This window comes from Streptomyces ruber, assembly GCF_014648075.1.
GTDB classification, from domain to species: Bacteria; Actinomycetota; Actinomycetes; order Streptomycetales; family Streptomycetaceae; genus Streptomyces; species Streptomyces ruber.
The window spans coordinates 162,925-188,768 of sequence record NZ_BMQK01000006.1 but is presented as its reverse complement, the minus strand read 5'-3'; the positions used below and the strand labels follow the sequence as shown (position 1 = coordinate 188,768).

General features: G+C 74.2%; 24 protein-coding genes. 13 read left to right on the top strand and 11 right to left on the bottom strand.

Annotated elements, in window-relative coordinates; genetic code table 11:
• Window positions 1-158 precede the first annotated feature (158 nt).
• A complete protein-coding gene (locus IEZ04_RS16430; protein WP_189217619.1) occupies window positions 159-848 on the bottom strand; it encodes a MerR family transcriptional regulator in 690 nt (229 codons plus the stop codon).
• An 88-nt stretch (window positions 849-936) separates the two neighbouring features.
• Between IEZ04_RS16430 and IEZ04_RS16425 the strand changes: the two genes are divergently transcribed.
• The 4 genes from IEZ04_RS16425 (at window position 937) to IEZ04_RS16410 (ending at window position 7,343) form a co-directional block, all read left to right on the top strand.
• Window positions 937-1,362 (top strand): DUF3291 domain-containing protein, encoded by a 426-nt coding sequence (locus tag IEZ04_RS16425; protein WP_189217618.1) that lies wholly within the window; start codon window positions 937-939, stop codon window positions 1,360-1,362.
• Window positions 1,363-2,018: 656 nt separating this feature from the next.
• Window positions 2,019-2,249, top strand: coding sequence for a phosphopantetheine-binding protein (locus IEZ04_RS16420; protein WP_189217617.1), 231 nt, complete (start codon window positions 2,019-2,021; stop codon window positions 2,247-2,249).
• Window positions 2,246-4,195 carry a condensation domain-containing protein gene (locus tag IEZ04_RS16415; protein WP_189217616.1) on the top strand — a complete coding sequence of 650 codons (1,950 nt, stop codon included), beginning with the start codon at window positions 2,246-2,248 and terminating at the stop codon, window positions 4,193-4,195. The genes IEZ04_RS16420 and IEZ04_RS16415 overlap by 4 nt, the downstream gene beginning before the upstream one ends.
• Before the next feature lie 115 nt (window positions 4,196-4,310).
• Window positions 4,311-7,343, top strand: a complete 3,033-nt coding sequence (locus IEZ04_RS16410) for an alpha-mannosidase (protein ID WP_189217615.1) — start codon at window positions 4,311-4,313, stop codon at window positions 7,341-7,343.
• 3 nt (window positions 7,344-7,346) lie between these two features.
• On the opposite strand, the gene IEZ04_RS16405 is transcribed toward IEZ04_RS16410, so the two are convergent.
• A complete protein-coding gene (locus IEZ04_RS16405) occupies window positions 7,347-8,048 on the bottom strand; it encodes a FadR/GntR family transcriptional regulator (protein WP_189217614.1) in 702 nt (233 codons plus the stop codon).
• A gap of 205 nt (window positions 8,049-8,253) precedes the next feature.
• On the opposite strand from IEZ04_RS16405, the gene IEZ04_RS16400 reads away from it, so the two are divergent.
• Genes IEZ04_RS16400 through IEZ04_RS16390 form a run of 3 tightly spaced genes read left to right on the top strand, consistent with a single transcriptional unit; the run spans window position 8,254 to window position 11,335 of the window.
• Window positions 8,254-9,600: an L-fuconate dehydratase gene (locus tag IEZ04_RS16400; RefSeq protein WP_189217613.1), complete on the top strand. Its 1,347-nt coding sequence runs from the start codon at window positions 8,254-8,256 to the stop codon at window positions 9,598-9,600.
• Window positions 9,597-10,355, top strand: a complete 759-nt coding sequence (locus tag IEZ04_RS16395; protein WP_189217612.1) for an SDR family NAD(P)-dependent oxidoreductase — start codon at window positions 9,597-9,599, stop codon at window positions 10,353-10,355. Before IEZ04_RS16400 ends, IEZ04_RS16395 begins: the two co-directional genes overlap by 4 nt.
• Window positions 10,352-11,335: an aldo/keto reductase gene (locus IEZ04_RS16390; RefSeq protein ID WP_189217611.1), complete on the top strand. Its 984-nt coding sequence runs from the start codon at window positions 10,352-10,354 to the stop codon at window positions 11,333-11,335. Before IEZ04_RS16395 ends, IEZ04_RS16390 begins: the two co-directional genes overlap by 4 nt.
• On the opposite strand, the gene IEZ04_RS16385 is transcribed toward IEZ04_RS16390, so the two are convergent.
• Window positions 11,330-12,748: a lipase maturation factor family protein gene (locus tag IEZ04_RS16385; RefSeq protein WP_189217717.1), complete on the bottom strand. Its 1,419-nt coding sequence runs from the start codon at window positions 12,746-12,748 to the stop codon at window positions 11,330-11,332. The genes IEZ04_RS16390 and IEZ04_RS16385 overlap by 6 nt on opposite strands.
• Before the next feature lie 62 nt (window positions 12,749-12,810).
• On the opposite strand from IEZ04_RS16385, the gene IEZ04_RS16380 reads away from it, so the two are divergent.
• Complete coding sequence (locus tag IEZ04_RS16380) at window positions 12,811-13,698, top strand: Fpg/Nei family DNA glycosylase (RefSeq protein WP_189217610.1); 888 nt, start codon at window positions 12,811-12,813, stop codon at window positions 13,696-13,698.
• 12 nt (window positions 13,699-13,710) lie between these two features.
• Here IEZ04_RS16380 and IEZ04_RS16375 read toward each other — a convergent pair whose 3' ends face one another.
• The 4 genes from IEZ04_RS16375 to IEZ04_RS16360 all read right to left on the bottom strand — a co-directional run bounded on the left by IEZ04_RS16375 (window position 13,711) and on the right by IEZ04_RS16360 (window position 16,327).
• On the bottom strand, window positions 13,711-14,379 hold the full coding sequence (locus IEZ04_RS16375; protein ID WP_189217609.1) for a zf-HC2 domain-containing protein: 669 nt from the start codon (window positions 14,377-14,379) through the stop codon (window positions 13,711-13,713).
• Window positions 14,380-14,513: 134 nt separating this feature from the next.
• Complete coding sequence (locus tag IEZ04_RS16370; RefSeq protein WP_189217608.1) at window positions 14,514-15,020, bottom strand: hypothetical protein; 507 nt, start codon at window positions 15,018-15,020, stop codon at window positions 14,514-14,516.
• A gap of 137 nt (window positions 15,021-15,157) precedes the next feature.
• Window positions 15,158-15,712, bottom strand: coding sequence for a sigma-70 family RNA polymerase sigma factor (locus IEZ04_RS16365; protein WP_189217607.1), 555 nt, complete (start codon window positions 15,710-15,712; stop codon window positions 15,158-15,160).
• 129 nt (window positions 15,713-15,841) lie between these two features.
• Entirely contained in the window at window positions 15,842-16,327 is a 486-nt protein-coding gene (locus IEZ04_RS16360; protein WP_189217606.1) for a universal stress protein, read from the bottom strand.
• Window positions 16,328-16,439: 112 nt separating this feature from the next.
• Here IEZ04_RS16360 and IEZ04_RS16355 point away from each other — a divergent pair, with 112 nt between their 5' ends.
• Window positions 16,440-17,297 (top strand): polysaccharide deacetylase family protein, encoded by an 858-nt coding sequence (locus tag IEZ04_RS16355; protein ID WP_189217605.1) that lies wholly within the window; start codon window positions 16,440-16,442, stop codon window positions 17,295-17,297.
• A 205-nt stretch (window positions 17,298-17,502) separates the two neighbouring features.
• Here the strand turns inward: IEZ04_RS16355 and IEZ04_RS16350 are convergent, their stop codons facing one another.
• On the bottom strand, window positions 17,503-18,165 hold the full coding sequence (locus tag IEZ04_RS16350) for a class F sortase (RefSeq protein WP_189217604.1): 663 nt from the start codon (window positions 18,163-18,165) through the stop codon (window positions 17,503-17,505).
• A 334-nt stretch (window positions 18,166-18,499) separates the two neighbouring features.
• Here IEZ04_RS16350 and IEZ04_RS16345 point away from each other — a divergent pair, with 334 nt between their 5' ends.
• Window positions 18,500-18,994 carry a hypothetical protein gene (locus tag IEZ04_RS16345; RefSeq protein WP_189217603.1) on the top strand — a complete coding sequence of 165 codons (495 nt, stop codon included), beginning with the start codon at window positions 18,500-18,502 and terminating at the stop codon, window positions 18,992-18,994.
• Between the two features lie 126 nt (window positions 18,995-19,120).
• On the opposite strand, the gene IEZ04_RS16340 is transcribed toward IEZ04_RS16345, so the two are convergent.
• The 3 genes from IEZ04_RS16340 to IEZ04_RS16330 form a co-directional block, all read right to left on the bottom strand.
• The gene (locus IEZ04_RS16340; RefSeq protein WP_189217602.1) at window positions 19,121-19,636 is read right to left on the bottom strand and encodes a hypothetical protein; all 516 of its coding nucleotides are present in this window, start codon (window positions 19,634-19,636) and stop codon (window positions 19,121-19,123) included.
• A 206-nt stretch (window positions 19,637-19,842) separates the two neighbouring features.
• The gene (locus tag IEZ04_RS16335; RefSeq protein WP_189217601.1) at window positions 19,843-20,607 is read right to left on the bottom strand and encodes a bestrophin-like domain; all 765 of its coding nucleotides are present in this window, start codon (window positions 20,605-20,607) and stop codon (window positions 19,843-19,845) included.
• 15 nt (window positions 20,608-20,622) lie between these two features.
• Window positions 20,623-21,270 (bottom strand): hypothetical protein, encoded by a 648-nt coding sequence (locus IEZ04_RS16330; RefSeq protein ID WP_189217600.1) that lies wholly within the window; start codon window positions 21,268-21,270, stop codon window positions 20,623-20,625.
• A gap of 227 nt (window positions 21,271-21,497) precedes the next feature.
• On the opposite strand from IEZ04_RS16330, the gene IEZ04_RS16325 reads away from it, so the two are divergent.
• The 3 genes from IEZ04_RS16325 (at window position 21,498) to IEZ04_RS16315 (ending at window position 25,788) form a co-directional block, all read left to right on the top strand.
• On the top strand, window positions 21,498-22,481 hold the full coding sequence (locus IEZ04_RS16325) for an SCO0930 family lipoprotein (protein WP_189217599.1): 984 nt from the start codon (window positions 21,498-21,500) through the stop codon (window positions 22,479-22,481).
• A 350-nt stretch (window positions 22,482-22,831) separates the two neighbouring features.
• Window positions 22,832-23,644, top strand: a complete 813-nt coding sequence (locus IEZ04_RS16320) for an SAM-dependent methyltransferase (protein ID WP_189217598.1) — start codon at window positions 22,832-22,834, stop codon at window positions 23,642-23,644.
• Window positions 23,641-25,788, top strand: a complete 2,148-nt coding sequence (locus tag IEZ04_RS16315) for a putative bifunctional diguanylate cyclase/phosphodiesterase (RefSeq protein ID WP_189217597.1) — start codon at window positions 23,641-23,643, stop codon at window positions 25,786-25,788. Before IEZ04_RS16320 ends, IEZ04_RS16315 begins: the two co-directional genes overlap by 4 nt.
• Window positions 25,789-25,844: the final 56 nt, after the last annotated feature.

Below are 25,844 nucleotides of genomic sequence, written 5' to 3'. Positions count from 1 at the left end.
GCGGTGGACGTACGGCGGGTGCCGTACCGCATTCCGCCCATGAGCAGAACACGCGGGGGACAGGACGGTCCTGAGTCGCGGGTACTCAACCTCGCGTACGGGGGCGCACCGCCCGGCCGCCGCCCGGCGGGCCGCCCCCGGACCGACGTGAGTACCGCTCACTCATGCTCGTCCGCACGCCTGCGGCCGGGCTGGAGCGCGGCCAGCGACGGGCTCTCGCCGTAGCGCACGATCGACTCGTCCTCCTGCGCCAGCCGGCGCAGCGCCATCAGGGCCGGTTCCAGCACGAACGTCAGCAGCACCGCGCGCTCGGCCTTCTCCAGCGGGTCCTTGAGCGTCTCGAGCTGGTCGAGGTCGAGCCGGGCGGTGCGCGCGGCGAGTTCGGCGTACGGAAGGAGGGACCTCCAGTCCTGCTCCATGCCCAGCGAGCGCAGTGTCTCCAGGGTCCGGTCGATGACCTGCCGGGCCGGGTTGTAGGTGGAGACCGTCCAGCCCATCGCGTCCACCAGCGCGTCGGTCTCCGGGCACTCCACCGGTACCTGTCCGTCGGCCGTCTCCGGCTTGCTGCTGCCGGACGGCCAGACGCCGAAGACCAGCCCGAGCACGTGGTGCGTGTCGGTCTGGTCCTCCTCGGCGATGGTGTCCAGCACCTGCTTGGCCGCGGCGACGGACAGTCCGCGCACCCCGGTCAGGGCCCGGATCAGACGCAGTCGCCTCAGGTGCGAGTCGTCGTACTCCGCCTGTGTCTGCGCCGTGGCGCGGCCCGGCGGCAACAGGCCCTCGCGCAGGTAGTACTTGATGGTCGCGTTGGGCACCCCGCTGCGGCGGCTGAGCTCCGAGATTCTCACGCGCTTCCCCGCTTCTCCACTGGATATTGGGTAGCTGTACTGTCTAATATAGATAGTGCCACTCACCAACCGTGGAGGCGAGACTATCGTGCCTACTCTCCCGTGGGTCACGCCCAATCCGGCGCAGCCCGACACCACCGCTTTCTGCATGGCCTCGCGGTTCGAGCTGGGGTCCAGGAAGGACGTCCCCCGTTTCTTCCTCAAGTCCCTCGTCGCGTGGGGCCAGGTCCGCAAGTCCCCCGGGGCGCTCGGCGCCTCCCTGGAGGCCCAGCTCCTCAACGGGGTCTTCTTCACCCTGTCCGCGTGGGAGAGCAAGGACGCGCTCTACACCTACGCCGGGACGGAACCCCACAAGAGCATCATGACCGGGCTGCGTGCCACGTCGCGCCGGTCGACGTTCACCTTCTGGGAGGTCCCGGTCGGGCAGCTGCCGCTCGACTGGAGGGACGCCAAGGCCCGTCTTGAGGAGAAGGCCCGCGCCGACGAGGCGAGCGGCCCCCGCGCGGCCCACTGAACGCCCGGCCCGAGGACACCCCCCGCACTCGGGCCGGGCCACACTCCCGCCGGGCGCCCGTGGCAGCGCCCGGCCGCACCACTCCCGCGGAACCGCCGCCGCACGCCGTGAGCGTGCCGGACGGCGGTTTTCGCACGCACGTCGCGGACCGTACGGCCCAGGGCCCCTTCCGGCCGGGGGACCGGCCCCAGTACCCTTTCGCTCCGGCGCCGTACCCGGCCGACCCGCACCGCTCGAACCCATCGGCACCGGTACCCGCGGTACCGGCGAACCGCCCCGGAGACCCCAGGTGACCACGGTCCACGAGACACGAGCCACGGGCGGTACCGGAGTACGCGCCACCGGGACGCCGGCCCGCACGCCCGGGCCGGCGCGGAGGGCTTCCGCCCGGCCGCCGCCCCCGCCGGCGCATCCCGGACGCGCGGGCGCGGTGCCCCGTCGTCCCTCCGCGCCGCCCGGTGGCCGCACCCCCGCCCGACACGAGCCGCAGACGGACTCCCGGGGGCCCCGGCCGACCGGTGAGGCGCACGTCGCGACCACCGCCCACCGGTCGCACGTCGAGAGGGCGACCCCGACCCGACGACCTCCCGGCACGGGACGTCCAGGGCCGCGCGCCGCATCACGACAGCCGAACCGTCTCCCAGGGGGAACCGACCATGACACTGACCGTGCAGCGCATACGTGAGGACGTCGCGGACGTGCTGGGGGAGGATCCCCTCGACATCCCCGCCGCCGACGACCTGGTCGACTACGGCCTCGACTCCGTCCGGCTGATCGACCTCGTCGAACGGTGGCGGCGCGAGCACGGTGTCGACGTCTCCTTCGTCGACCTCGCCGACCGGCCCGCCATCGATGCCTGGGTCCCGCTGCTCGGGGTGCGGCAGTGACCGCCGCGCCCGAGCGGGGACTGCCCCTGACCGCCGCCCAGGCCGGCGTGTGGAACCTGCACTCCCTCGACCCGTCCGGCACCGCCCTGAACCTCGCCGAGTACCTGGAGATCCACGGCGAGGTGCGGCCCGGGCTGCTCGCCCGGGCCCTGCGCCGCACGGCCGACGACGCGGAGGCGCTGCGCACGCGGATCGTCGACACCCCGGACGGGCCGCGGCAGTTCACGGTCCCCCTGTCCGCCGGTGACTTCCCGCTGCGCACCGCGGACCTGCGTGGCGAGGCCGACCCGGACGCCGCCGCGCTCGCCTGGATGGAACGGGACCTGGACCGTCCCTTCGACCTCGCCGCCGGCCCGCCCTTCCGGCACGCGCTGCTGCGGGTCGGCGAAGCGCGCTGGCTCTGGTACCAGTGCGTGCACCACCTCGTCATGGACGGGTTCGGCTACTCGCTGCTCGCCCGCCGCACCGCCGAGGTCTACTCGGCGCTCGCGGCGGGGCGCGGGCCGGGCCCGAACCCGTTCGGCCGCCTCGCCGACCTGGTCGCCGACGACCTCGCCTACCGTTCCTCCGAGCAGTACGGCATCGACCGCGCCCACTGGATCCAGGCGCTCGCCGACCGCCCCGCGGCGCCCACCGCGGCCGGACGGTACGCGCGGCCCTCCCGCACCTCCCTGCGCCGGGGCGCCCGCGTACCGGACGACGTCACCGCGCGGCTGCGCGCCCTCGCCGGTGAACTGCGCGCCACCTGGGCCGAGGTGCTGATCGCCGCGCAGGCCCTCTACGTCTCCCGGGTCACCGAGGACTCCGACGTGGTGCTCGGCCTGCCCCTGATGTGCCGGCTCGGTTCCGTGGCGCTGCGGGTGCCCGGCATGGTGCGGAACATCCTGCCGCTGCGGCTGGAGGTCACCCCCGCCCTCACCTTCGCCACCCTGACCCGGCAGACCGTGCTGGGACTGCGCGCCGCGCGGCGCCACCAGCGCTACCCCTTCCACCACCTCCGGCGCGACCTGGGCCTCGGCGACGAGGGCCCCCCGCCCGTCGGGCCGCTCTTCAACGTGATGCCGTTCGACTACGGACTCTCCTTCGCCGGCGCCCCCGCCGTCCCGCACAACCTGTCCGCCGGGCCGACCAAGGACCTCACCGTCCACGTCTACGACCGGGCCGACGGCCGGGGCCTGCGCATCGACCACGACGCCCACCCCGCCCTCCGCACCGGTGACGAACTCGGCGCCCACCAGGAGGAGTTCCTCGCCCTGCTGACCCGGATCGCCCACTGCGACCCGCACGCACCCCTCTCCCGGCTCGGCACCCCCGACGGGGACGGGAGCGCGCACCAGAACAGGGACGGGAACGGGGACGTGAACGGGGACGGGAACGGGGACGTGAACAGGGGTGGAAACCCCGGGGACATCGCCGCCGTCACGCGCATCGGCCCGGTCGACGCCGGCGCCCGGCGCACCCCCGACGCGCCCGCCCTGGTGCACGCCGATCTGACCCTGACGTACGCGGAACTCGCCGAGCGGTCCCACCGGCTGGCCCGCCGGCTGGCCGCCCGGGGGGTCGGCACCGGCGACCTCGTCGCCCTGGCGCTGCCGCGTTCGGTCCCGCTGATCCTGGGCGTCCTGGCCGTCCTGAAGGCGGGCGGCGCCTGTCTGCCGCTCGACCCGGAGTACCCGGCGCAGCGGCTCGCCCGCCTGCTCGACGACGCCGGACCGGTGTGCGTCCTCACCGACTCGGCCACCGCCGCCCGGCTGCCGGACACCGCACACCCCCGCCTGCTGCTGGACGCGACCGGCCTGCCCGACCCGCCGTCCGCCGACCCTCCGCACGCCTTCGCGCAACGGCACCGCGCCCGCGTCATCCACGCCCGGGCGGCCTCCGCGGCCTCCGGCGGTCCCACGGGGACCGTCGTCCCGTACCCGGCGGTCGCCCGCCCGTCGCGCTGACGGCGGCGGGCGCGGTTCGGGCCGCGTGCCGCGGGGGAGCTCTACACCTGGCCGGGCGCCGCGGCGCCCGTGCCCGGTACCGCCTCCCCGTCCGCGACCGTTAGGGAGCACCCGCATGCATGACGACCGCAGCCTGGTCGAAGCCCGTCTGGGACGCGTCCTCGACGAGCGTGTCCGCCCCGCCGTGTACCCGGAGTCCGTGCCGCTGGAGGTCGCCGTGTGGCACGCGCCCGGCGAGCCGGTGCCGGTCGCCGAGGGCCTCGCGGCGGCGCCCGGGCCGGTCGGGGCGGGCGCCCGCTGGGGCGCGCCGTGGGGCACCAGCTGGTTCCGGGTCACCGGCACCGTCCCGGGGACCTGGGCCGGCCGGACCGTCGAGGCGCTGCTCGACCTCGGCTTCGACGGCGGCATGACCGGCTTCCAGTGCGAGGGCCTGGTGTACCGGCCCGACGGCACCCCGGTGAAGGGCCTGCACCCGCGCAACCAGTGGGTGCGCATCGGCGCCCCCGTCGCGGGCGGCGAGGAGGTCCGCCTGCACATCGAGGCCGCCTCCAACCCCGTGATCTTCGGCAGTCGCCCCTTCCGGCCCACCCGGCTCGGGGACAAGGAGACCGCGGGCAGCGATCCGCTGTACCGGCTCGGGCGCATGGACCTCGCCGTGTTCGACGAGACCGTGTGGCACCTCCTGCTCGACCTGGAGGTGCTCGGCGAGCTGATGGCCGAGCTGCCGGAGGAGTCGGCACGCCGCTGGGACATCGTGCGGGCGGTCGACCGGGCCCTGGACGCACTCGACCTCCAGGACGTGAACGGCACGGCGGCCCGCGCGCGCGAGCCGCTCACCGGTGTGCTGGCGCGGCCCGCCGTCCCCTCCGCGCACCGGATCAGCGCCGTCGGCCACGCGCACATCGACTCGGCCTGGCTGTGGCCGCTGCGCGAGACGGTGCGCAAGGTGGCCCGTACGACGGCGAACATGACCGCGTTGCTGGCGGACGAGCCGGAGTTCGTGTTCGCCATGTCGCAGGCCCAGCAGTGGGCCTGGGTGAAGGAGCACCGGCCCGAGGTGTGGGCGCGGGCGAAGAAGGCCGTCGCCGACGGGCGGTTCGTGCCCGCGGGCGGCATGTGGGTGGAGTCGGACACCAACATGCCGGGCTCCGAGGCGATGGCCCGGCAGTTCGTGCACGGCAAGCGGTTCTTCCTCGACGAGTTCGGCATCGAGAACGACGAGGCGTGGCTGCCCGACACCTTCGGTTTCGCCGCCGGGCTCCCGCAGATCATCCGGGCGGCCGGCTCGACCCGGCTGCTCACCCAGAAGATCTCCTGGTCGCGCACGAACACGTTCCCCCACCACACATTCCGCTGGGAGGGCATCGACGGCACCCGGATCTTCACCCACTTCCCGCCCGTCGACACCTACAACTGCGCCATGCACGGCGGCGAACTCGCGCACGCCGCCCGCAACTTCCGCGACAAGGGCCGGGCCCGGCACTCCCTCGCCCCCACCGGCTACGGCGACGGGGGCGGCGGCACGACCCGCGAGATGGTCGCGAAGGCGGCCAGGGTGCGTGACCTGGAGGGCTCGCCGACGGTCGTGTGGGAGACCCCGCGCGCCTTCTTCGACAAGGCCGAGGCGGAATACCCGGAGCCGCCCGTGTGGGTGGGCGAGCTGTACCTCGAACTGCACCGCGCCACCCTCACCAGCCAGGCCCGGACCAAGCAGGGCAACCGGCGCAGCGAGCACCTGCTGCGGGAGGCGGAGCTGTGGGCGGCCACCGCGGCCGTCCGCACCGGGTTCCCCTACCCGTACGAGGACCTGGACCGCATCTGGAAGACGGTGCTGCTGCACCAGTTCCACGACATCCTGCCCGGCTCGTCCATCGCGTGGGTGCACCGCGAGGCCCGGCGGACGTACGCGCGGCTGGCGGGTGAGCTGGAGGAGGTCATCGGCGCCGCGCAGCGCGCCCTGGCCGGTGACGGCACGGCGGAACTCGTCTTCAACGCGGCCCCGCACCCGAGGAACGGCGTCCCCGCGGGCGGCGCGGGCACGCCGGTCGTGCGGGGGGAGACGTCACGCGCGGCGCGTGACGGCGGCGGATTCGTCCTGGACAACGGTCTGCTGCGGATCGAGATCGACGGCAACGGCCTCGTGGTCTCCGCCCACGACATCGGGGCCGACCGCGAGGCGATCGCCCCGGGCCGGGCCGCGAACCTCCTCCAGCTCCACCCCGACCTCCCCAACAAGTGGGACGCCTGGGACGTCGACGAGTTCTACCGCAACACGGTCACCGACCTGACCGACGCCGAGCGGGTCGTGCCCGGGGAGGACGGCGCCTCGGTCCGTGTCGTACGGTCCTTCGGCGCGTCGCACGTCACCCAGGTGCTGTCGCTGCCGCCGGGGGAGAAACGGCTCGTGATCGACACCGAGGTCGACTGGCACGAGACGGAGAAGTTCCTCAAGCTCGCCTTCCCGCTCGACGTGCACGCCGAGCGGTACGCGTCCGAGACCCAGTTCGGGCACGTCCACCGGCCCACGCACACCAACACCTCCTGGGAGGCCGCCCGCTTCGAGACGTGCGCGCACCGCTTCGTGCACGTCGAGGAGGCCGGCTGGGGCGCCGCGATCGTGAACGACTCGACGTACGGGCAGGACGTGACCCGTACGGTATGCAGCGGCGGCGGCCACGCCGACCGGGGCACGACCACCACCGTGCGCGTGTCGTTGCTGCGCGCCCCGCGTTTCCCCGACCCCGAAACCGACCAGGGCGCACACCGCTTCCGGCACGCGCTGCTCCCGGGCGCGGGCATCGGGGACGCGGTGCGCGAGGGCTGGCGGATCAACCTGCCGGAGCGGCGGGTGACGGGCGCCGCCGAGGTCGCTCCGCTGGTGACGGCCGACCGGGACGCGGTCGTGATCACGGCGGTCAAGCTCGCCGACGACGGCAGCGGTGACGTGGTCGTCCGCTTCCACGAGGCCCACGGCGGCCGGGTCCGGGCCACGCTCACGGCCGGGTTCGAGGTCGCCGGCGTCACGGTGACCGACCTGCTCGAACGCCCGCTGCCGGACGCCGCGGCGCCGGAAGCGGACGGCGGGCGGATCGCCGTACGGCTGCGCCCGTTCGAGCTGATGACGCTGCGGCTGCGGCGTCGGGCGTAGCGGTCAGCCGCCGAGCTGCGTCCGCAGCCACTCCTCCACCTCGCCCACGTGCGCGGCCGCCGCCGCGCGGGCCGCCTCCGGGTCACGGGCGGCCAGGGCGCGGTAAATGGCCGCGTGCTCGCGGCGGGTGCGGGCGAAGGCGCCCTCCTCCTGGTGACCGCGCCGGACCCGGGCACGGAACGTGCGGGAGGAGAGGCCGTCGAGGATCGCCGCCATGGTCCCGTTGCCCGCGGCGGCGGTGATCTCCCGGTGGAAGGCGAGGTCGTGAGCGAGTATCTCCTCGGGGTCGTCCGTGGCGTTCATCGCCGCCAGATGCCCCTCCACCGCCGCGAGCCGGTCGTCCGTGATGCGGGCCGCGGCCAGCGCGGTCGCCGTCGACTCCAGGACGCGGCGCACCTCCAGCAGTTCGACCAGACGGGGCCCGCGGGACAGGTCGGCCACCACACCGAACGTCTCCAGCAGGTCGCCCGCTTCCAGCCGGGTCACGTAGATGCCCGACCCGTGCCGCGCCTGGAGCACCCCGAGGACCGTGAGGGCGCGGATCGCCTCCCGCATCGAGCTGCGGGAGATACCGAGCTGCGCCGCCAGCTCCCGTTCGGTCGGCAGCCGCTGACCGGGCTCCAGCAGGCCCTCGGCGATCATCGCCTTGATCCGCTCGATGGCCCGCTGGGTCACGGTGCCCTTCCGCGGGACTGTCTCGTCCACGCCGCTCCTTCGCTCACCGGATGCGCCGCAGTGCAACGACGCCAACACCTGTGGTCCGACCACTCCGCCTCACAGCCGGGGATCAGCCGGGGGAATCCGACGCCTGTCCCCGCCGAAGGGTGTCGTGACGGCCAAGTGGTCTGATAAGTATGCGTCAGCTCACGTCCGGCCCGTCACCGATGCAGCACCGACCGAAAGGCCCGCCGTGCCTCCGACGCCCGCCCGTGTCACCGCGGTCGACACCTACGACATCCGGTTCCCGACCTCGCGCGAGCTCGACGGCTCCGACGCGATGAACCCCGACCCCGACTACTCGGCCGCGTACGTCGTCCTGCGCACCGACGCCGACGCCGACGGCGGACCCGAGGGACACGGCTTCGTGTTCACCATCGGACGGGGCAACGACGTGCAGGTCGCGGCGATCGACGCGCTGCGCGCCCAGGTGACCGGCCGGTCCGTCGACGCACTGTGCGCGGACCCCGGCGCCCTGTACCGGGACCTCACCGGCGACAGCCAGCTGCGCTGGCTCGGACCGGAGAAGGGCGTGATGCACATGGCGATCGGCGCGGTCGTCAACGCCGTCTGGGACCTCGCCGCCCAGCGCGCCGGGAAACCCCTGTGGCGGCTGCTGGCCGACGCCGACCCCGAGTGGCTCGTCCACCAGACCGACTTCCGGTACCTCACCGACGCGCTCACCCCCGGCGAGGCGCTGGAACTGCTGCGGCGGGGCAGGGACGGCGCCGGGGAGCGCACGGCCCGGCTGCTGGAGCGCGGCTACCCCGCCTACACGACCTCCCCCGGGTGGCTCGGCTACGGCGACGACAAGCTCGCCCGGCTGGCCGCCCGGGCCGTCGCCGACGGCTTCACCCAGATCAAGCTGAAGGTCGGCGCCGACCTCGCCGACGACGTACGGCGCTGCCGCGTCGCCCGCTCCGTGGTCGGCCCCGGCGTCCGCATCGCCGTCGACGCCAACCAGCGCTGGGACGTGGCCGAGGCGATCCGCTGGGTGAGGGCCCTCGCCGAGTTCCAGCCGTACTGGATCGAGGAGCCCACCAGCCCCGACGACGTGCTCGGGCACGCAGCGATCCGCGAGGCCGTCGCCCCCGTCCGGGTCGCCACCGGCGAACACGTCCAGAACCGCGTCGTGTTCAAGCAGCTCCTGCAGGCCGGTGCCCTGGACGTGCTGCAGATCGACGCGGCCCGCGTCGGCGGGGTCAACGAGAACCTGGCGATCCTGCTGCTCGCCGCCAAGTTCGGGGTGCCGGTCTGCCCGCACGCGGGCGGGGTGGGGCTGTGCGAACTCGTCCAGCACCTGGCCATGTTCGACTACGTGGCGCTGTCCGGGACCACCGAGGACCGGGTCGTCGAGTACGTCGACCACCTGCACGAGCACTTCACCGACCCGGTCGTGGTCCGCGACGGCCACTACACCGCACCCACCGCGCCGGGCTTCTCCGCCACCATGCGGCCGGAGTCCGTCGCGGAGTACACGTACCCGGGCGGGACCTTCTGGGCCGCCGACGCCGAGACCCGGAGGGGGCACGCGGTATGAGCGACTTCGAGGGGCTGAGGGCCCTGGTGACGGGCGGTGCCTCCGGCATCGGGCGGGCCGCCGCGGAACTGCTGGCCGCCCGCGGTGCCCGGGTGGCCGTCCTCGACCTGGACCCGTCTCCGGTGGACGCGCCGCTGCTCGCGTACCGTGCCGACGTCACCGACGACACCTCGGTGCGCGCGGCGGTGACCGCCGCCGGCACCGACCTCGGCGGGCTGGACGTCCTGGTCAACAACGCCGGGGTGGGCGCGCAGGGCACCGTCGAGGACAACGCCGACGCCGAGTGGCACCACGTCTTCGACGTCAACGTCCTCGGCATGGTCCGCACGGCCCGCGCCTGTCTGCCGCTCCTGCGCCGGTCCGCGCACGCGGCGATCGTCAACACCTGCTCCGTCGCGGCCACCGCCGGCCTGCCGCGGCGCGCCCTCTACAGCGCGACGAAGGGGGCGGTGCACTCGCTCACCCTCGCCATGGCCACCGACCACCTCCATGAGGGCATCCGCGTCAACTGCGTCAACCCCGGCACCGCGGACACCCCGTGGATCGGCCGGCTGCTGGACGCGGCCGCCGACCCCGCCGCCGAACGCGCCGCGCTGGAGGCCCGCCAGCCCACCGGCCGCCTGGTCACGGCCGAGGAGGTGGCGGGCGCGATCGCCTACCTCGCGAGCCCGCTGTCCGGCGCCACCACCGGTACGTCCCTCGCGGTCGACGGCGGCATGCAGGGCCTGCGGCCGCGTCCGGCGGCGGCCCGGTGAACCGGCTGGGCCGCAGCGGCGTCGAGGTCAGCGCCCTCGCCCTCGGCACCGCCGGTCTCGGCAACCTGTACAGCGAGGTCGGCGAGGAGCAGGCGTACGAGGCGGTGCGCGCCGCGTGGCAGCACGGCGTCCGCTACTTCGACACCGCGCCGCACTACGGGCTCGGCCTGTCCGAACGCCGCCTCGGCGCGGCCCTGCGCGACCTCCCCCGGTCGGCGTACACGGTCTCCACCAAGGTGGGCCGCCGGCTGGAGCCGTCGGACGAGGGCGGCGACGACCTGGCCCACGGCTTCGCGGTACCCGCCACGCACCGCCGCGTGTGGGACTTCTCCGCCGACGGCGTCCGGCGCACCCTGGCGGCCAGCCTCGAACGGCTCCGTCTCGACCGGGTGGACGTCGTCTACCTCCACGACCCCGACGACCACGCCGAACAGGCAATCCGCGAGGGCTATCCGGCCCTGGAGGGCCTGCGGGCGGAAGGAGCCGTCGGCGCGATCGGGGCGGGCATGAACGGGACGGCACTGCTCACCCGCCTCGTCCGCGACACGGACGTCGACGTGGTGCTGTGCGCGGGCCGCTACACCCTCCTCGACCAGGGCGCCCTGACCGACCTGCTGCCCGCGGCCCGGGAGCGCGGCGTGTCCGTGGTCGTCGGCGGCGCCTTCAACTCCGGACTGCTGGCGGACCCGCGGCCCGGGGCCCCGTACGACTACGCCACCGCGCCCGCCCCCCTGGTGGACCGGGCGCTGCGCCTGAAGGACCTCGCCGAACGCCACGGAACGACGCTGCGCGCCGCCGCGCTCGCCTTCCCCGCCGCCCATCCGGCCGTGGCGAGCGTGCTGGCCGGGGCCCGTTCGGCGGCCGAGGTCCGGGACTGCGCCGAGCAGTTCGCGGCCCGGGTGCCCGCGGCGTTCTGGCGGGAGCTGCGGGCCCGGGGACTGATCGCCGGGGACGCGCCCCTGCCCGGGGACGCGTCATGACGACCCGGTCAGCCGGGTCGGCGGCAGGAACTCCCGTACGTACGTCCGTTCCCAGTACGCGCCCGTCTCGCGTCGTTCCCGCCGGGTCGTGAACCGGTAGCGGAACAGGCGGGCGCGGACGTGGCGCGGCGGGGCGTCCGGCGGGAACGGGGAGTGGCGCAGCAGCCGCAGCGTGTCCCGGTCGCCCTCCAGCAGCCGCTCCACCAGAGCGCCGAACCAGGCGCCGGCGTACCCGGGGGAGAGCGCCGCGAACCACATCAGCCAGTCGAGCCGCAGGTGGTAGGGCGCGTACTGGCGCGGCCGGCGCCGCACGTCGCCCGGCTTGCCCTTGAACTCGTACTCCCGCCAGTCCCCGTCCTCGCGCGGCACGTCGTCCGCCGTGCCCTCGACCACCACCTCGTACCGGACCCGGCTGACGCTGCCGAACGCGCCGTAGGTGTTGACCAGGTGCAGCGGGTCGAACGAGCGGTTCATGACCTGGCGGCGGGAGAGCATGTTGCGGACCGGCCGGTAGCTGAGGGCGAGGAGCAGCGCGGCGACGGCGAGGACGACGGCCTCGTACCACAGCGGCGCCGTGGCGGGCACGTCCGCGGGCGCGGTGCCGCCGTAGTCCACCGCCGACAGGGCCAGCACGACGGTGAGCCAGTTCAGCCAGGCGAAGTTGCCCGACAGCACCAGCCACAGCTGGGTGACGACCATCAGCGCGGCGGCGGCCGTCGCGATCGGCTGCGGGGTGAACAGGAGGAAGGGGACGGCGAGCTGGGTGACGTGGTTCGCCGCGGCCTCGACGCGGTGCAGCGGCTTCGGCAGGTGGTGGAAGAACCGGCTCAGCGGGCCCGGCATCGGCTGGGTCTCGTGGTGGTGGTCGAGACAGGTCAGCTTCCGCCAGCACGCGTCGCCCCGCATCTTGATCAGCCCGGCGCCGAACTCCACCCGGAACAGCAGCCAGCGCAGCAGGAACAGCACGACGACCGGCGGCGCCACCTCGTCGTTGCCGAGGAACACCGCGAGGAAGCCCACCTCCAGCAGCAGCGACTCCCAGCCGAACGAGTACCAGGTCTGCCCCACGTTCATGACCGACAGGTAGAGCAGCCACGGCAGCAGCCACAGCAGCATGCCGCCCCACAGCGGGAGCAGCGAGTCGAGCCCGGCGAGCAGCGCCGCCGACACGGCGACGCCCGTCCACGCCCACAGCGCGAAGAAGCGGTCCGAGTAGTGCCAGTGGAAGACGCTGGGCGCCCGCCGGAACGGGACGCGCGCCACGAAGCGGGGGACCGGCAGCATGCCGCGCTCTCCGAGGAGGGCCCGGAACTGGAGCGCCGCGCCGAGGAAGGCCACCAGGTACACGGCGGCCAGCGCCCGCTGGAAGACCAGCCGGCTGATCCAGTAGTCGGGTGCGGTGAACCACTCCATGGCCGCCATGACGACAACCCCTTCCTCCGGCCATTGTGCCTCCCGGGTGGCACCCTGGACGTATGCCGGAACTGCCCGAGGTCGAAGCGCTGCGGGACTTCCTGACCGGGCACCTCGTCGGTCGGGAGGTCGTCCGGGTGCTGCCCGTCGCGGTCAGCGTCCTGAAGACGTACGACCCGCCGGTCACGGCCCTGGAGGGGCGCGAGGTGACGGCGGTGCGCCGGCACGGCAAGTTCCTCGGCATCGAGGCCGGCGCCGGTACCGCGAACGGGACCGGTGAGGCTCTGCACCTCGTCACCCACCTGGCCCGCGGCGGCTGGCTCCAGTGGCACGACCGCCTGCCCGGCACACCGCCGCGCCCCGGCAGGGGCCCCCTCGCGCTGCGCGTCGCGCTGGGCGGCGGCGCGGGCTTCGACCTCACGGAGGCCGGCACGCAGAAGCGGCTCGCCGTGTACGTCGTGCGGGACCCGCGGGACGTCCCCGGGGTGGCCCGCCTGGGCCCCGACCCCCTCGCGGACGACTTCGACGAGACCCGCCTCGCCGCGCTCCTCGCGGGGGAGCGGCGCCGGATCAAGGGCGCCCTGCGCGACCAGAGCCTGATCGCGGGCGTCGGGAACGCGTACAGCGACGAGATCCTGCACGTCGCCCGGATGTCCCCGTACAAGATCGCCGCCTCGCTGACCGAGGAGGAGACCCACCGGCTGTACGAGGCGCTGCGCACCACCCTCACCGAGGCGGTGGAGCGGTCCCGGGGGCTGGCCGCGGGCCGGCTGAAGGCGGAGAAGAGGAGCGGGCTGCGGGTGCACGGCCGCACCGGAGAGCCCTGCCCGGTGTGCGGGGACACCGTCCGCGAGGTCGCCTTCAGCGACTCCTCGCTCCAGTACTGCCCGACGTGCCAGACGGGCGGGAGACCGCTCGCGGACCGCAGGATGTCGCGGTTGCTGAAGTAGTGCGGGCGGCGGTCATCCGCCGCCCGCCCGCCACGGCGAGACGAGCGTCAGCAGCCGCTCCCCGCCCGCCGTGCGCACCTCGAAGCGGTCGATGTCCGCCCGCCGCATCGCGGCCCCGCCGTGCATGCCGGAGGGACCGCCGGTGCCGCCGGGCGCCGTCCAGCTCGCCACGGTCTCCTCGGACCCGTCCCGGCCGACCGCGAGGAGCCGGCAGACGCGCGGTCCCGACGCGTCCCTCACCCGGAGGTCGATGGCGCTGCCCCAGGTCCGGTCCTCGGCCCTGACCTCGGCCCACACGCCCGACGCCGCGTCGGCCGCCGCGACCGTCCGCGGCTGCCCGCCCGTCCGGGCGACGACGGTGACCGCGGGCCCGCCCACCGCGAACACCGCGCAGGCGGCGACCACGAACAGCGAGCGCCGGCGCACCGAGCGCCGCCGCGAGGCGACCTCGCCGAGCAGCCGGTCCAGCAGCCGCGGGCCCGGTCCCGCGAAGGAGTGCACGGCACGCGGCGTGGCCTGCCGGTAGAGCATCAGCTGCCGGGCGGCGGTCCGGAACTCGGTGACCTGCGTCGTGCACCGGGGGCAGCCGCGCAGATGGTCCTCGAAACGGAACTCGTCCACCTCGTCCAGCACGCCCAGCGCGTAGGCGCCGACGTCGTGATGACGGTTCTGGGACCACATGGCAATTCCTCGGGCCGGGGCGGGTGGGGGTGGCTTCCTGCCCCCACCGGTACGGACCCGGCCCGGGAATCACTCAAGCGCCCCGCGGAATGCCGCCCGAAGGATGCGGAGCCCCCGGGCGCCCGGGGCGGTGGCTAGAACAGGTGGATGGCCAGGTGGCCCAGTGGCAGGCCGAGGCGCCAGGCCGGCGTCCACACCTTCGGGCCGGCGTCCTCGTCCGGCACCGGGCCGTCGCCCGGCACCGCGTCCAGGTCGGGGGCCAGCAGTTCGGTCTCCCGCAGCCACCGCCAGGTCGCGACGGCCAGGTCCAGGTCCGGTGACGAGCCCGGCGCGTCGGCGGTGAGCCGCTCCATGCGGGTCCGTACCCAGTCCTGCCACGGCTGGTCGTACGCGGTGAGCGACAGCCAGGTCTCCAGCTGGGTGACGACCCGGATGCCGGAGAGCTCGCCGTGCGTGTCGGCGAGGAAAATGGTCAGCGCCAGGGCGTCCCGTCCGGCGCGGAACTCGAAGGACGTCGGCGGCATCAGGTCGCCGGTCCGCAGCAGTTCGTCGGCGATGTACTCGGCGTACAACCAGGCCATGGGGACGACCAGTCCCTCGCCGCCCGGGCCGTCCGCGCTCTCTTGGCCTCTGTGCAGCATCCCTTCCCGCCTTCCTCCGTGCGTGCGCCTCGCCCGGTCCGGGCGGGCCCCGGTCCGGAACACGGCTGAAGACAGACGATTGCTCAATCCGGGGCCCCGGCGAAGCGCTTTGCCGAGCTTTGACCCGGACGTGTGTTTCACCGCTGATCGGCCGCGTACCCGGGGAGTACCCGGCGCAGAGCGCGCAGCGCATAGTACGCGCGGGACTTCACAGTACCCGGGGGTATGCCCAGCGCCTCCGCGGCCTCCGCCACACTCGCCCCCCGGAAGTACACCTGCACCAGGACGTCACGGTGTTCGGGGGTGAGTGTCCGCACGGCACGGCGCACGTCGAGGACGGCGGCGGACCGCTCGGCGTGGTCGGCGCACACCCGGGCGTTCTCCAGCACCGCGTCCCCGACCTCGGCGGGTCTGGCCTGCCGCGCCCGCCGAGCGTCGATGGCGAGCCGCCGCCCGACGGTCAGCAGCCAGGGGCGTACGGAGGTGAAGTCGTCCGCGCGGAGCGCTTCGGGATGCTGCCAGGCGCGTACGAGGGTCTCCTGCACCAGGTCCTCGGCGCGTTGCCGGTCCCCGTCGGACAGGCGCAGCATCAGCGCGAAGAGGGGCCGGCCGTGCTCCCGCTGCAGTGCGGCCAGCTCGTGCTCGGCGGTCGTCCCATGGGTGATCCGGGTGATCGTGGTTCCGGCCGTCATGGCCGTATGGGACCGCAGGCCCCGGACCGGGGACAGATCACGGACGGCACTGTGCGACGGACGGTCGAACGCGTCGATGAACGGTTCGGTGAACGGTTCCCTCCGGTGGCCGGCCGGCGTGGTGCCCGGCTACGGCACCACCGTCACCGGCCAGCGTCCCGCCTTCACCAGACGGACCGCGACCGAGCCGACGATCCGGTGGCCCGCCTGCTCGGAGGCGCCCACCACGACCGCGTCCGCCTTCAGCTCGTCCGCGGCCGTCACCAGCCCGTTGTAGGGGTCGCCGCGGAAGGTGTGGAACTCCCACCGCACGTCGAAGACGCCCCGGGACCGTTCGGTGGACTTCCGGATCTCCGCGATCAGGTCTTCGGCGACCTCGTCGGTGACCTGCGCCACGGGCGCGCCGAACGCCGCGCCCGCCGTCGCCACCGGCTGGACGTACACGAGGGCCAGCAGCGCGTGCTGCCGCCGGGCCAGACCGGAGGCGTAGGCCGCCGCGCGGAAGGAGGACTCGGAGCCGTCCACCCCGGCGAGGATCACCTTCGGGCCGTCCGTGCCCCGTTCGAACTGGTGTGAGTGCTGCGCCACGGCTGCGAGGTTATCGGAACCCGCCATGCCGGGGACGCCGCGGGTCGGGTCCCCGGGGCGTGCGCCAGGCGGGTGTTTTCCTGGCTCCGTCCCGGTGTCACCGGAGCCCGCCGGACGTCCGCCGGGCGACTGATGAGTCATGACAGACGATCAGACGACGGTCGCACGGCGCCGGGTGGTCATGGCCTCCGCCGCCGTCCTGGCAGCGGCCGGCGCCGCGGGCACCGCGGCCCTGCTCACGGGCGAACGGCCACCGGGCCGGCCACCGGCGCCCGGCCCGGTGGCCGTGGCCGGAGGCTCTCCGGTGCGCCGGACGCCGAGGTCCTCCGCGTACCGGCTGCACCCCCTCACCGGGTACGGCCCGCAGCGCCGTGTCCCGGCGCGGCCGCGGGCACGGCGCAGGCCGCTGGAGGCGCTGCCCGGGCTCGGCCACGCCATGGTGCTGACCTTCGACGACGGCCCCGACGCCCGCTACACCCCGGCCATCCTGCGCACACTGCGCGAGCACGATGTGCGGGCCATGTTCTTCGTGTGCGGCGAGATGGCGGAGGCGTACCCGGACCTGCTGCGCGAGATGGCCGACGACGGGCACGTCGTCGGCAACCACACCTGGTCGCACCCGCTGCTCACCCGGCTGTCACGGGCCGGGATCCGCCGGGAGATGGAGAGCACCTGCGAGATCGTCGAGAGGCTGTGCGGTGCGCCGCCCCAGTGGTTCCGCGCCCCCTACGGCGCCTGGAACCGGGCGGCCTTCCGGCTGGGCGCCGAGCTGGGCATGGAGCCCCTGGCCTGGACCGTCGACACGCTGGACTGGCAGGAACCGGGCGTCCGCACGATCCTCGACCTGGTCGAGGACGGCGCCGGCCCCGGCGTCGTGGTCCTCTCCCACGACGCCGGCGGCGACCGTTCCCAGACCGTGCGGGCCCTGCGCGGCTACCTGCCCCGGCTGCTGGAGTCGGGCCACCGCATCACCGTGCCGCGCCGGCGCTACGACTAGGCCGTTTCTGACGGCTCTTGAGACCGTCCCCGGACGGTTGCGGGCGGGCCCGATGAGTCAGCCGACGCCTCGCGAGCCGTCTCTCGTAGTGCCACCCGGCCGGATGATGTCCGGCCAAGAGCCGTCAGAAGCGCCCCAGGCGCGGGGAACCGCGCGCCCGGCCACGACGGACCCGCGGACGGGAGCCGGTCCCGGCGCGGAGCGCTCAGCGGACGCCGACCATGCGGGCGAAGACGACCACGTTCCCGGCATACCCGTCCCGCTCCGAGAAGCCTCCCCCGCAGGTGATGACCCGCAGCTCCGGGACGCCCCGGTCGCCGTAGACGCGGTCGCCGGGGAAGGCGTCCTTCCGGAACACCTCGACGCCGTACACCTCGAAACGGGCCGTCCTCCCGTCGTTGCGCAGGACGTCCACCCGGTTGCCCTTGCGCAGCGCCCCGAGCCCGTAGAACACGGCGGGCCCCCGGACGTTGTCGACGTGGCCCACGAGCACGGCCGTGCCCTTCTCCCCGGGGGACACCGCCCCGGTGAACCACCCCGCCAGGTTCGCGTCCTGCGGCGGCGGCGCGTCCACCCAGCCGTCCCGGTCCAGGCCGACGGGCATCACCGGGGCGTTCACCTGGATCGACGGGATCCTGACCCGGTCGACGACGGAGTACGGCAGCGGTCCGGGCGCCCTCGCGAAGACGCCCTGCGGGGTGGTGCGGCTGTCGGCGGCCGCCGCGGAGGCGGGCTGCGGCGGGCCCGTGTCGAACTCGCCCGAGCCGTTGCGGATGAGGGCGAGGCCGGTGAGCAGGACGAGCGCCATCACGCCCCACGGGACGCGCTTCCTCGGCTGCTCCTCCTCGGCCGGTCCGGACGAATGCATGCGCCATCCCCTTTCGGCACGGCCGTCGCCGCGCCGGCGCCGGTCGTGCATACGCAGCACGCTAGGCGCAGCGCGCGGGCCCGGCGACGGGGCGGGTGCGAACGGGTGGTGCCGCGCTGTCCTGCGCCATCCGGGGCGCCGCCGCACGGGGCCTGTCGACAGCCCGTGACCTGCGGCGACATCCCGCGTGCCGGACACCCCCGGCGTGTCTTCTCACCAGGACGGACCACACCCGAAATGCGGCCCGGCGCACCTCACTTAAGGGTCTGACTGGGAGGCGCTTTCTCGCCGATCGACCGGGTACGGGTCCCGGGGCGCCCCCGCGGAGGATCACATGCGTACATCTCGTGCCCTGGCGGCCGCCGTCGTGGCGGCCGCCGCGGTCGGGCTCGCCGCCCCCACGGCCGCCGCGTGGAACGACCCGGCCTCGGTCACGGCCGCGCCCGGCGTCATCGCCCGCGGCGGACAGCTGACCCTCACCGTGCACGGCGACGCCTGCACGATGCGGGGCAGCACGATCAGTTCGGAGGCCTTCCCCGAGACCCATTTGAAGTCGTGGGGCGGCCACGGCAACACGGCGACCGCGAAGGTGACCGTCAGGGACCGGGTCCGCCCGGGCTCGTACAGCGTGACCACCGACTGCGAGGGCCGGGACAAGACCTTCGACGACGTCTTCACCGTCATCGGCGGTGTCCGGGGCGGTCTCGGCGGCGGCAGCTCCTCCGGTGCGACCCCGACCGACATGGCGATCGGCGGCGGCATGGTGGCGCTCGCCCTCATCGGCGGCGGGGTGTTCTGGCTGCGCCGCCGCTCGGAGAACAAGATCTGAGCGGAACGGGATCCGAGCGCCGGATCGACGCCACCGCACAGGCCCGGGACACCGCACCGCACACCGGCAGCACTTCGCCCCCGGACCCGTACGGGTCCGGGGGCGAGAAGCCGTGCCCCCGCGCCGTCAGGAGCGGTCCCCCGTGGGGCGGCGGCGCGAGACGCCGTACGCCGCGGCCAGCGTCCCCGCGACGAGCGCGGCCCCCAGCCCGATCTCCCCGGCGTCGACGCCGGCCTCGCCGCCGACGCCGGTGTGGGACCCCCGGTCGGGCGGCAGATGCGTGGGGTGGCCGCTCGGACGGCCCTTGGCGATGGTGAGGTCGGTGTGGCCGGTCTCGTGGCCGCACCGGAACGTCACCTCGTACACGGCTCCCGGCCGGGCGTCCCAGTCGACCGTGGCCGTGGCCGCGCGCCGGCCCTTCGGCACGGTGACCGTGTCGAAGACGCTCGACGACACCCTCGCGTCCCTGCGGCACCCGTCGACATGCAGGGTGACCCGCCCGCCGGCGGCGACGGTCGAGGGCGACACGCTGAAACCGAACGACGTGATGTCCCCGGCGACGGCCGCGCCCGCGGCCGAGGAGGAGAAGGTGAGGGCGGCCACGCCCAGCAGGGCCGCCGAAGCCACGCGTGTCCCGCGCATGATGAGCCTCCGGATCGAACCGAGGCACTGCCCGCGGACCTCTTCCGCGTGGGCCTGACACGCACCTCGCTGTGCGAAACGCTAGGAAGGCGCACATCGGGGCGCGATCCCAGTCGCGCGAACGGGGCAACCGTGTGGGCCGCACAGGGGACGCCTGTGCGTACGGGCGGGTGACGGGCCCGGCGTGGCGCCCGCCACCGGACCGGTCAGCCGCCCGCGTGCGGGAACAGGGTGAGGAACGGTTCCGCCGCACTCGTGCCGCCATGGCCGTAGGGCGCGTCGAAGTTCCAGATCAGGAAGAGCAGGAAGGCGATCAGCGCGGAGAAGAGACCGGCGAGGACCAGTTCGCGCGGGGTGCGCCGGATCTGCAGGGCGAAGAGCATGCCCACGGTCACCACGGCCCCGGTGAGCAGCCCGAACCACACGACGCCGGGCATGGTCGCCCCGGTGGACCCGGCCCGGGCGGCGCGCGCCCCGTCGGCCGTGCCCACCTGGTCGACGAGCGGCTGGTAGGCCTGGGCCTCGAAGTCGTCCGCCGGTTCGTAGTCCGTGACGTCGCGGCGGACGCGGTCGAGGAGCACGTCGCCGCGTCCGGTCATCTCGTGGTCGTCCGTCATGGTCCGCCACTCGGTGGTGACGACGTGCCGGACGTACCGGTCGACGTCGTCCCGGATGCGGTCGCGGACGTCCGCGGGGTAGACCCGGACCCGCTCCGCGACCTCGTGCAGGGCCTGGGCCTCCGTCTGCACGTGGTCCTGTGCGGCGCCGCGTGCCTCCCAGGCCCCGGCGATGGCGAGGCCGAGGACGATGGCGTAGACGACGCCGATCATCATCGTGATGTACTCGATCACGTCCGGCGTCTCGGTCGGGTCGTCGTCCCCGCGCGCGGTGTGGTGCCGCACCAGGGCGACCACCAGCACGACCGCGCAGGCGGCCAGCATGGCGAGGGTGAGAACAAGCCAATCCGACAAGGGTTCCTCCAGGGGTCAGCGCGGGCGCAGCGCGGCGGCGGCGAGCACCGCGGGCGCGAAGACGACCAGGGCGATCGAGACGATGGACGGGCCGAAGTGCTTCGGGGCCTTGCGCGACGGTGGCCGGTACGCCGGGTACCGCACCGTGGGCGACGGCGTGCGGCGCGCGCTCGGCGAGGGCTCCGGGGCGGGTACGGGCGGCGGGGGGACGGTGCGCGGGGCCGGTGCCGGAGGGGGCGGTACGGGCCTCGGCGGGGGCGTGGGCCGGAGCGTGGGCGCCGGTCTCGGTGGTTCGGGTGCCGGGGCGGGCGGGGGAACGGGTTCCGGCGGGGCCGGTGGGGGAGCCGGCCGCGTCACGGGCGGGGGCTCGGGGGCCGGTGGGGGAGTGTGCGTGTGCGGGGGCGGTGGTGACGTGGCCGGTCCGGGCGGACACAGGGGCGGTGGCAGGAGCGGATGGACGGGCGCCGGTGCGAGGGGGACGCAGGTGATGCCGCCCGCGAGCGCCACGGCGATCGTCCCGTGTCCGCCGGAGCCGGTGGAGGCGGAGGCGCAGGAGTCCGCGGCGGCCGTCCCGTCGGGCGTGCCGGCGAGCAGCCAGGCCAGGGTGAGCAGCGCGAACAGCCGTACGGCTGGAGCGGATCGGGTCCGCTGGGGTCCGTGCACGACGGAGATACTCGGCCCCCGCGGGCCCCGCGCACCCGGGAGCGCCGGGTGATTGCCCCGAACGGAGGACACGTGCGGTGGGGAAGGTTGATCACCCGGTGGGCCGGCCGCCCCGGGAAGATTTCCGTGACGGCGTTGAACACACCCGGCCCGCCCGCCCGTACCTAGGGCCATGCGAGCGGCGCAGCGGAGCGCCGCAACACCCAAGGGATGACGGGGAGTCGACGATGAACACCTCCTGGCGGAGCGGCGCACTGGCGGCGGCTGCGTGCGTGCTCGCGCTGACGACGGCGTGCGGTCAGGACACGAGCCCGTCGTCGAGCAGTCGGAACGTGGGTGCCGCCGCCCCCGCCGGCGTGGGCAGCGGCACCGACGGCTACGGGTCCGCCCCGGCCGGCGCCGGGACCGGGCAGGACACCGCCGCCGGGGGCGCGCCGGCGGGCGCCCTCACGGTGAGCAGCAGCGCCGAGTACGGCGAGGTCCTCACCGACGGCGCCGGATTCACCCTCTACCGCTTCGACGAGGACACGGCCGAGCCGCCGAAGACGACCTGCGAAGGAGACTGCGCCACCACCTGGCCGCCCGTGCCCGCGTCGGGCGCGACGGCCGCCGAGGGCGTCGACACCTCGCTGCTCGGCGAGGTCACCCGCCCCGACGGCACCAAGCAGCTGACCGTCGGCGGCTGGCCCATGTACCGGTACGCCAAGGACACCAAGGCCGGGGACGTCAAGGGCCAGGGGGTGGGCAACACCTGGTACGCGTCGGCCCCCGACGGCAAGAAGGCCACCGGGGCCGGCGGCGGGGACGGGAGCGGCGGAGGCACGGGCGGAGACCTGCCCGGTCTGTCGACCCGGGTCGACCCCGAGCTGGGCGAGATCGTCGTCGACGCCGAGGGCATGACGGTCTACCGCTTCGAGAAGGACACGCCGTGGCCGATGAAGTCGGCCTGCATTGGCGCCTGCCTGGAGAAGTGGCCGGTCGTCGCCCCCGTCGACGCCGCCGACACCAAGGGCATCGACAACAAGAACGACGGCCGGCGCGGCTACGTCGTCCTGGACCGTCCGGACGGGCTGAAGCAGCAGAGCATCGACTGCTGGCCGCTCTACACCTTCGCGGGTGACAAGAAGCCCGGCGACATCAACGGCCAGGGCGTCGGCGGCACCTGGTACGCCATCTCGCCCGAGGGCAAGGCGGTCGGCAAGCCGCAGTAGGCGCCCGCCTCCCCGCGGTCGTCACCCGCGGCCGCGACCGCACCCCACCGGCCCCGAAGGAGGTGATCGAGACTTCGAGCGCCGGATGCGTACGCGAGCCAGGGCACGATCCCCGGGTCCGCCTCCTCCGCCCCCCCCATACGGAGGAGGCGGACCTCGGGGTTCCCGGGGCCGGGGGAGGGGCCGGAGGGGCCGGGCGGGGACCGGGGCGACAAAACGGCCCTTGCAGGAGGCAGCGCTACGGAACGGACGGTCAATTTCCGTTTTCACTCGCCCTGTTGGCGACCGATCAGTAGCCTCTGCTCGAACAACCGAACGCGTGCGTAACACCTGATGCCTTGGAGAGACAGATGGAGCGCCCCGCCTGGGCCCCGCGGAGCATCGACATCTCGGTGCCGTCCGTGGCCCGGATGTACGACTACTACCTGGGCGGTTCGCACAACTTCGAGGTCGACCGGCAGGCGGCCCGCAGGGCGATGGGGTCCATACCGGGCCTGCCCAAGATCATGCAGGCCAACCGGGCGTTCATGCGGCGCGCCGTCCGGTACGCGGTCGGCCAGGGTGTCACGCAGTTCCTGGACATCGGCTCGGGCATCCCCACCTTCGGCAGTGTCCACGAGGTGGCCCGGGCGGCCGGCCCCGACGCCCGGGTGATGTACGTCGACCACGACCCGGTGGCCGTGGCGCACAGCCAGGCCGTGCTGGCGGACGACGAGCTGGCGGACGTGCTCGCGGCCGACCTCCGCAGGCCCGAGGAGATCCTGACGAGCCACCAGGTGACGCGTCTGATCGACCTGAACCGTCCGGTTGCCTTGCTCCTCGTTGCCATACTTCACTTCGTGGAGGACGCGGACGACCCGTACGGGGCGGTGGCACGGCTGCGCGACGCGCTCGCGCCGGGCAGCCTGCTCGTGCTGACGCACGCCTCGTACGAGCACATACCGCTGCCGCCCGAGCGGGCCGGGGGTGCCGTCGGTGTGTACGAGGACATCCGCAATCCGCTGATCATGCGTTCGCGCGAGGACATCGCGCGGTTCTTCGAGGGGTACGACATGGTGGAACCCGGGCTGGTGCCGCTGGTGGAGTGGCGGCCGGACACGGCGCCGGAGGACGAGGACCCGTACGGCTCCTCCGGTTACGCCGGCGTGGGGCGTACGGCGTGATCGCGGAGCCGGACGGGCCGGAGGACAGACTGCGCCGGTTCGCGACGATCTGGAGCCGGGCGGTGTTCCCGGTGACCGCCACGTCGCTCACCCGGCCCGAGTTCGAACAGCGTCTCGTGCCGCTCGCCCGGCGGCTGAGCGAGGCGCTGCGGGCCCGGACCTTCGAACCCGAGGAGGGCCGGGCGGTCGGCGCCGCGCTGGTCGCCGAGCACTGCACCGACCCGGAGGCCCTCAGCCGCTCGCTCGACTGCGTCGACGCGTACCTGGTGCTGTACTGCGGCGGCGAGGGCGGCTACGCGGAGGACCAGCGGGTCCGCGCCGCGCGCCTGCAGCACGCCATGGCCGCCGGGTACGCGGCCGCGCTGCGGGACCGGACGCTCACCGAGCAGGAGGCGATCTCCGCGGCCGCCCTCGCCGCCCAGGGCGCGGTGGCGCAGGCGCTGCACGCGACCGAGGCCCGGTTCCGCGCGGTGTTCGAGGGCGCCGCCATCGGCATCGGCATAGCCGACCTCGACGGCAACATCCTCCAGGTCAACGGTGCTCTGCTGCGTATGTTCGGCGGCGGCTCCGAGCAGTCGCTGCGCGGGCACAAGGTGCAGAACTGGACCCACACCGAGGACGCGCCCCACGTCTGGCGCCTGTACCAGGAACTGGTCGACGGCAAGCGGGAGCACTACCACGTCGAGAAGGCCTTCAACCGTCCCGACGGAACGGTTCTGTGGACCAACCTCACCGTCTCCCTGCTGCGGGACGCCGACGGCGAGCCCCAGTACCAGCTGGCGCTCATGGAGGACACCACCGAGCGCCGCCTGCTCAACCTCCGGCTGCGCTACGAGGCCACGCACGACGCGCTGACCGGCCTGCCCAACCGCACGCTGTTCTTCGAGCGGCTGGAGAAGGCCCTCGCCGCCGGCGACGGACAGCGCTTCGGGCTCTGCTACCTGGATCTGGACGGTTTCAAGGCGATCAACGACAGTCTCGGCCACGCGGCCGGGGACCGGCTTCTCGTCGAGATCGCCGACCGGCTCCAGGCCTGTGTGACCGCTCCCGGCGAGATGGTCGCCCGGCTCGGCGGCGACGAGTTCGTGGCGCTGATCACCGGACCGGACACCCAGAAGGCGGTCGACGAGCTCGCCGAGCGCGTCCTCGGCGCGCTCGCCACCCCGGTCCGCATCGAGGGCCGGGAACTCCTGGTGCGCGGCAGTATCGGCATCGTCGAGGGACCGGCCGGGGAGCGCGGCGCGGCGGAGGTGCTGCGCAGCGCGGACATCACCATGTACCGGGCCAAGGCGGCGGGCGGCAACCGCTACGAGATCGCCGACGCGGAGGCCGACGCCCGCGCCATCACCCGCCACTCGCTGACCATGGCGCTGCCCATGGCCCTGGACCGGGGCGAGTTCTTCATCGAGTACCAGCCACTGGTCCACCTCGGCGACGGCAGCGTGCGCGGCGCGGAGGCACTGGTGCGCTGGCTGCACCCGCAGCACGGCGTCCTCGGCCCGGACCGTTTCATCCCGCTGGCCGAGGACACCGGGCTGATCGTGCCGCTGGGCCGCTGGGTGCTCGAGCAGTCGGTGCGCCAGGCCCGCGAGTGGCGGGAGAAGGAGCGGGCCGGGGACTACACGGGCCCGCTGCGGGTCAACGTCAACCTCTCGCCCTGCCAGCTCACCCACCCGCGGCTGGTCCAGGACACGGTGGACATCCTGGAACGGGCGGGCGTGGAGCCGGGCGCGCTGTGCCTGGAGGTCACCGAGTCGGCCCTGATCGGCGCCGACGACGAGGTACTGAAACCGCTGCGGCGGCTGGCGGAGATGGGTGTGGACATCGCGCTGGACGACTTCGGCACGGGCTACTCCAATCTGGCCAATCTGCGCAGGCTGCCGGTGAGCATCCTCAAGCTGGACCGGTCCTTCACCCGGGGCATGCAGCACTTCCCGGCCGACCCGGTCGACCAGAAGATCGTCGAGGGCATCGTCTCCCTCGCCCACAGCCTGGACCTCGCCGTCACGGTGGAGGGCGTGGAGACCGGCCACCAGGCCGAACAGCTCCGCGTCATGGGCTGCGACACGGCCCAGGGCTGGTACTACGCCCGCCCGGGCCCCCCGGACCGCCTGCACGAACTGGCACTGGTGGACGCGAGCTGAGGGGGGCCGCGCCCCGAAAGGGGCGCGGGGAACTGCGCGACCAGCCACCACCGGCC

Bases quoted from the DNA above. Each gene is read 5' to 3' on its own strand.
- IEZ04_RS16375 (WP_189217609.1), bottom strand. From the start codon at position 14,379: ATGTGGTCCCAGAACCGTCATCACGACGTCGGCGCCTACGCGCTGGGC.
- IEZ04_RS16320 (WP_189217598.1), top strand. From the start codon at position 22,832: ATGGAGCGCCCCGCCTGGGCCCCGCGGAGCATCGACATCTCGGTGCCG.
- IEZ04_RS16365 (WP_189217607.1), bottom strand. From the start codon at position 15,712: ATGACGGCCGGAACCACGATCACCCGGATCACCCATGGGACGACCGCC.
- IEZ04_RS16340 (WP_189217602.1), bottom strand. From the start codon at position 19,636: ATGCGCGGGACACGCGTGGCTTCGGCGGCCCTGCTGGGCGTGGCCGCC.
- IEZ04_RS16395 (WP_189217612.1), top strand. From the start codon at position 9,597: ATGAGCGACTTCGAGGGGCTGAGGGCCCTGGTGACGGGCGGTGCCTCC.
- IEZ04_RS16380 (WP_189217610.1), top strand. From the start codon at position 12,811: ATGCCGGAACTGCCCGAGGTCGAAGCGCTGCGGGACTTCCTGACCGGG.
- IEZ04_RS16345 (WP_189217603.1), top strand. From the start codon at position 18,500: ATGCGTACATCTCGTGCCCTGGCGGCCGCCGTCGTGGCGGCCGCCGCG.
- IEZ04_RS16350 (WP_189217604.1), bottom strand. From the start codon at position 18,165: ATGCATTCGTCCGGACCGGCCGAGGAGGAGCAGCCGAGGAAGCGCGTC.
- IEZ04_RS16355 (WP_189217605.1), top strand. From the start codon at position 16,440: ATGACAGACGATCAGACGACGGTCGCACGGCGCCGGGTGGTCATGGCC.
- IEZ04_RS16370 (WP_189217608.1), bottom strand. From the start codon at position 15,020: ATGCTGCACAGAGGCCAAGAGAGCGCGGACGGCCCGGGCGGCGAGGGA.
- IEZ04_RS16410 (WP_189217615.1), top strand. From the start codon at position 4,311: ATGCATGACGACCGCAGCCTGGTCGAAGCCCGTCTGGGACGCGTCCTC.
- IEZ04_RS16325 (WP_189217599.1), top strand. From the start codon at position 21,498: ATGAACACCTCCTGGCGGAGCGGCGCACTGGCGGCGGCTGCGTGCGTG.
- IEZ04_RS16385 (WP_189217717.1), bottom strand. From the start codon at position 12,748: ATGGAGTGGTTCACCGCACCCGACTACTGGATCAGCCGGCTGGTCTTC.
- IEZ04_RS16360 (WP_189217606.1), bottom strand. From the start codon at position 16,327: ATGGCGGGTTCCGATAACCTCGCAGCCGTGGCGCAGCACTCACACCAG.
- IEZ04_RS16420 (WP_189217617.1), top strand. From the start codon at position 2,019: ATGACACTGACCGTGCAGCGCATACGTGAGGACGTCGCGGACGTGCTG.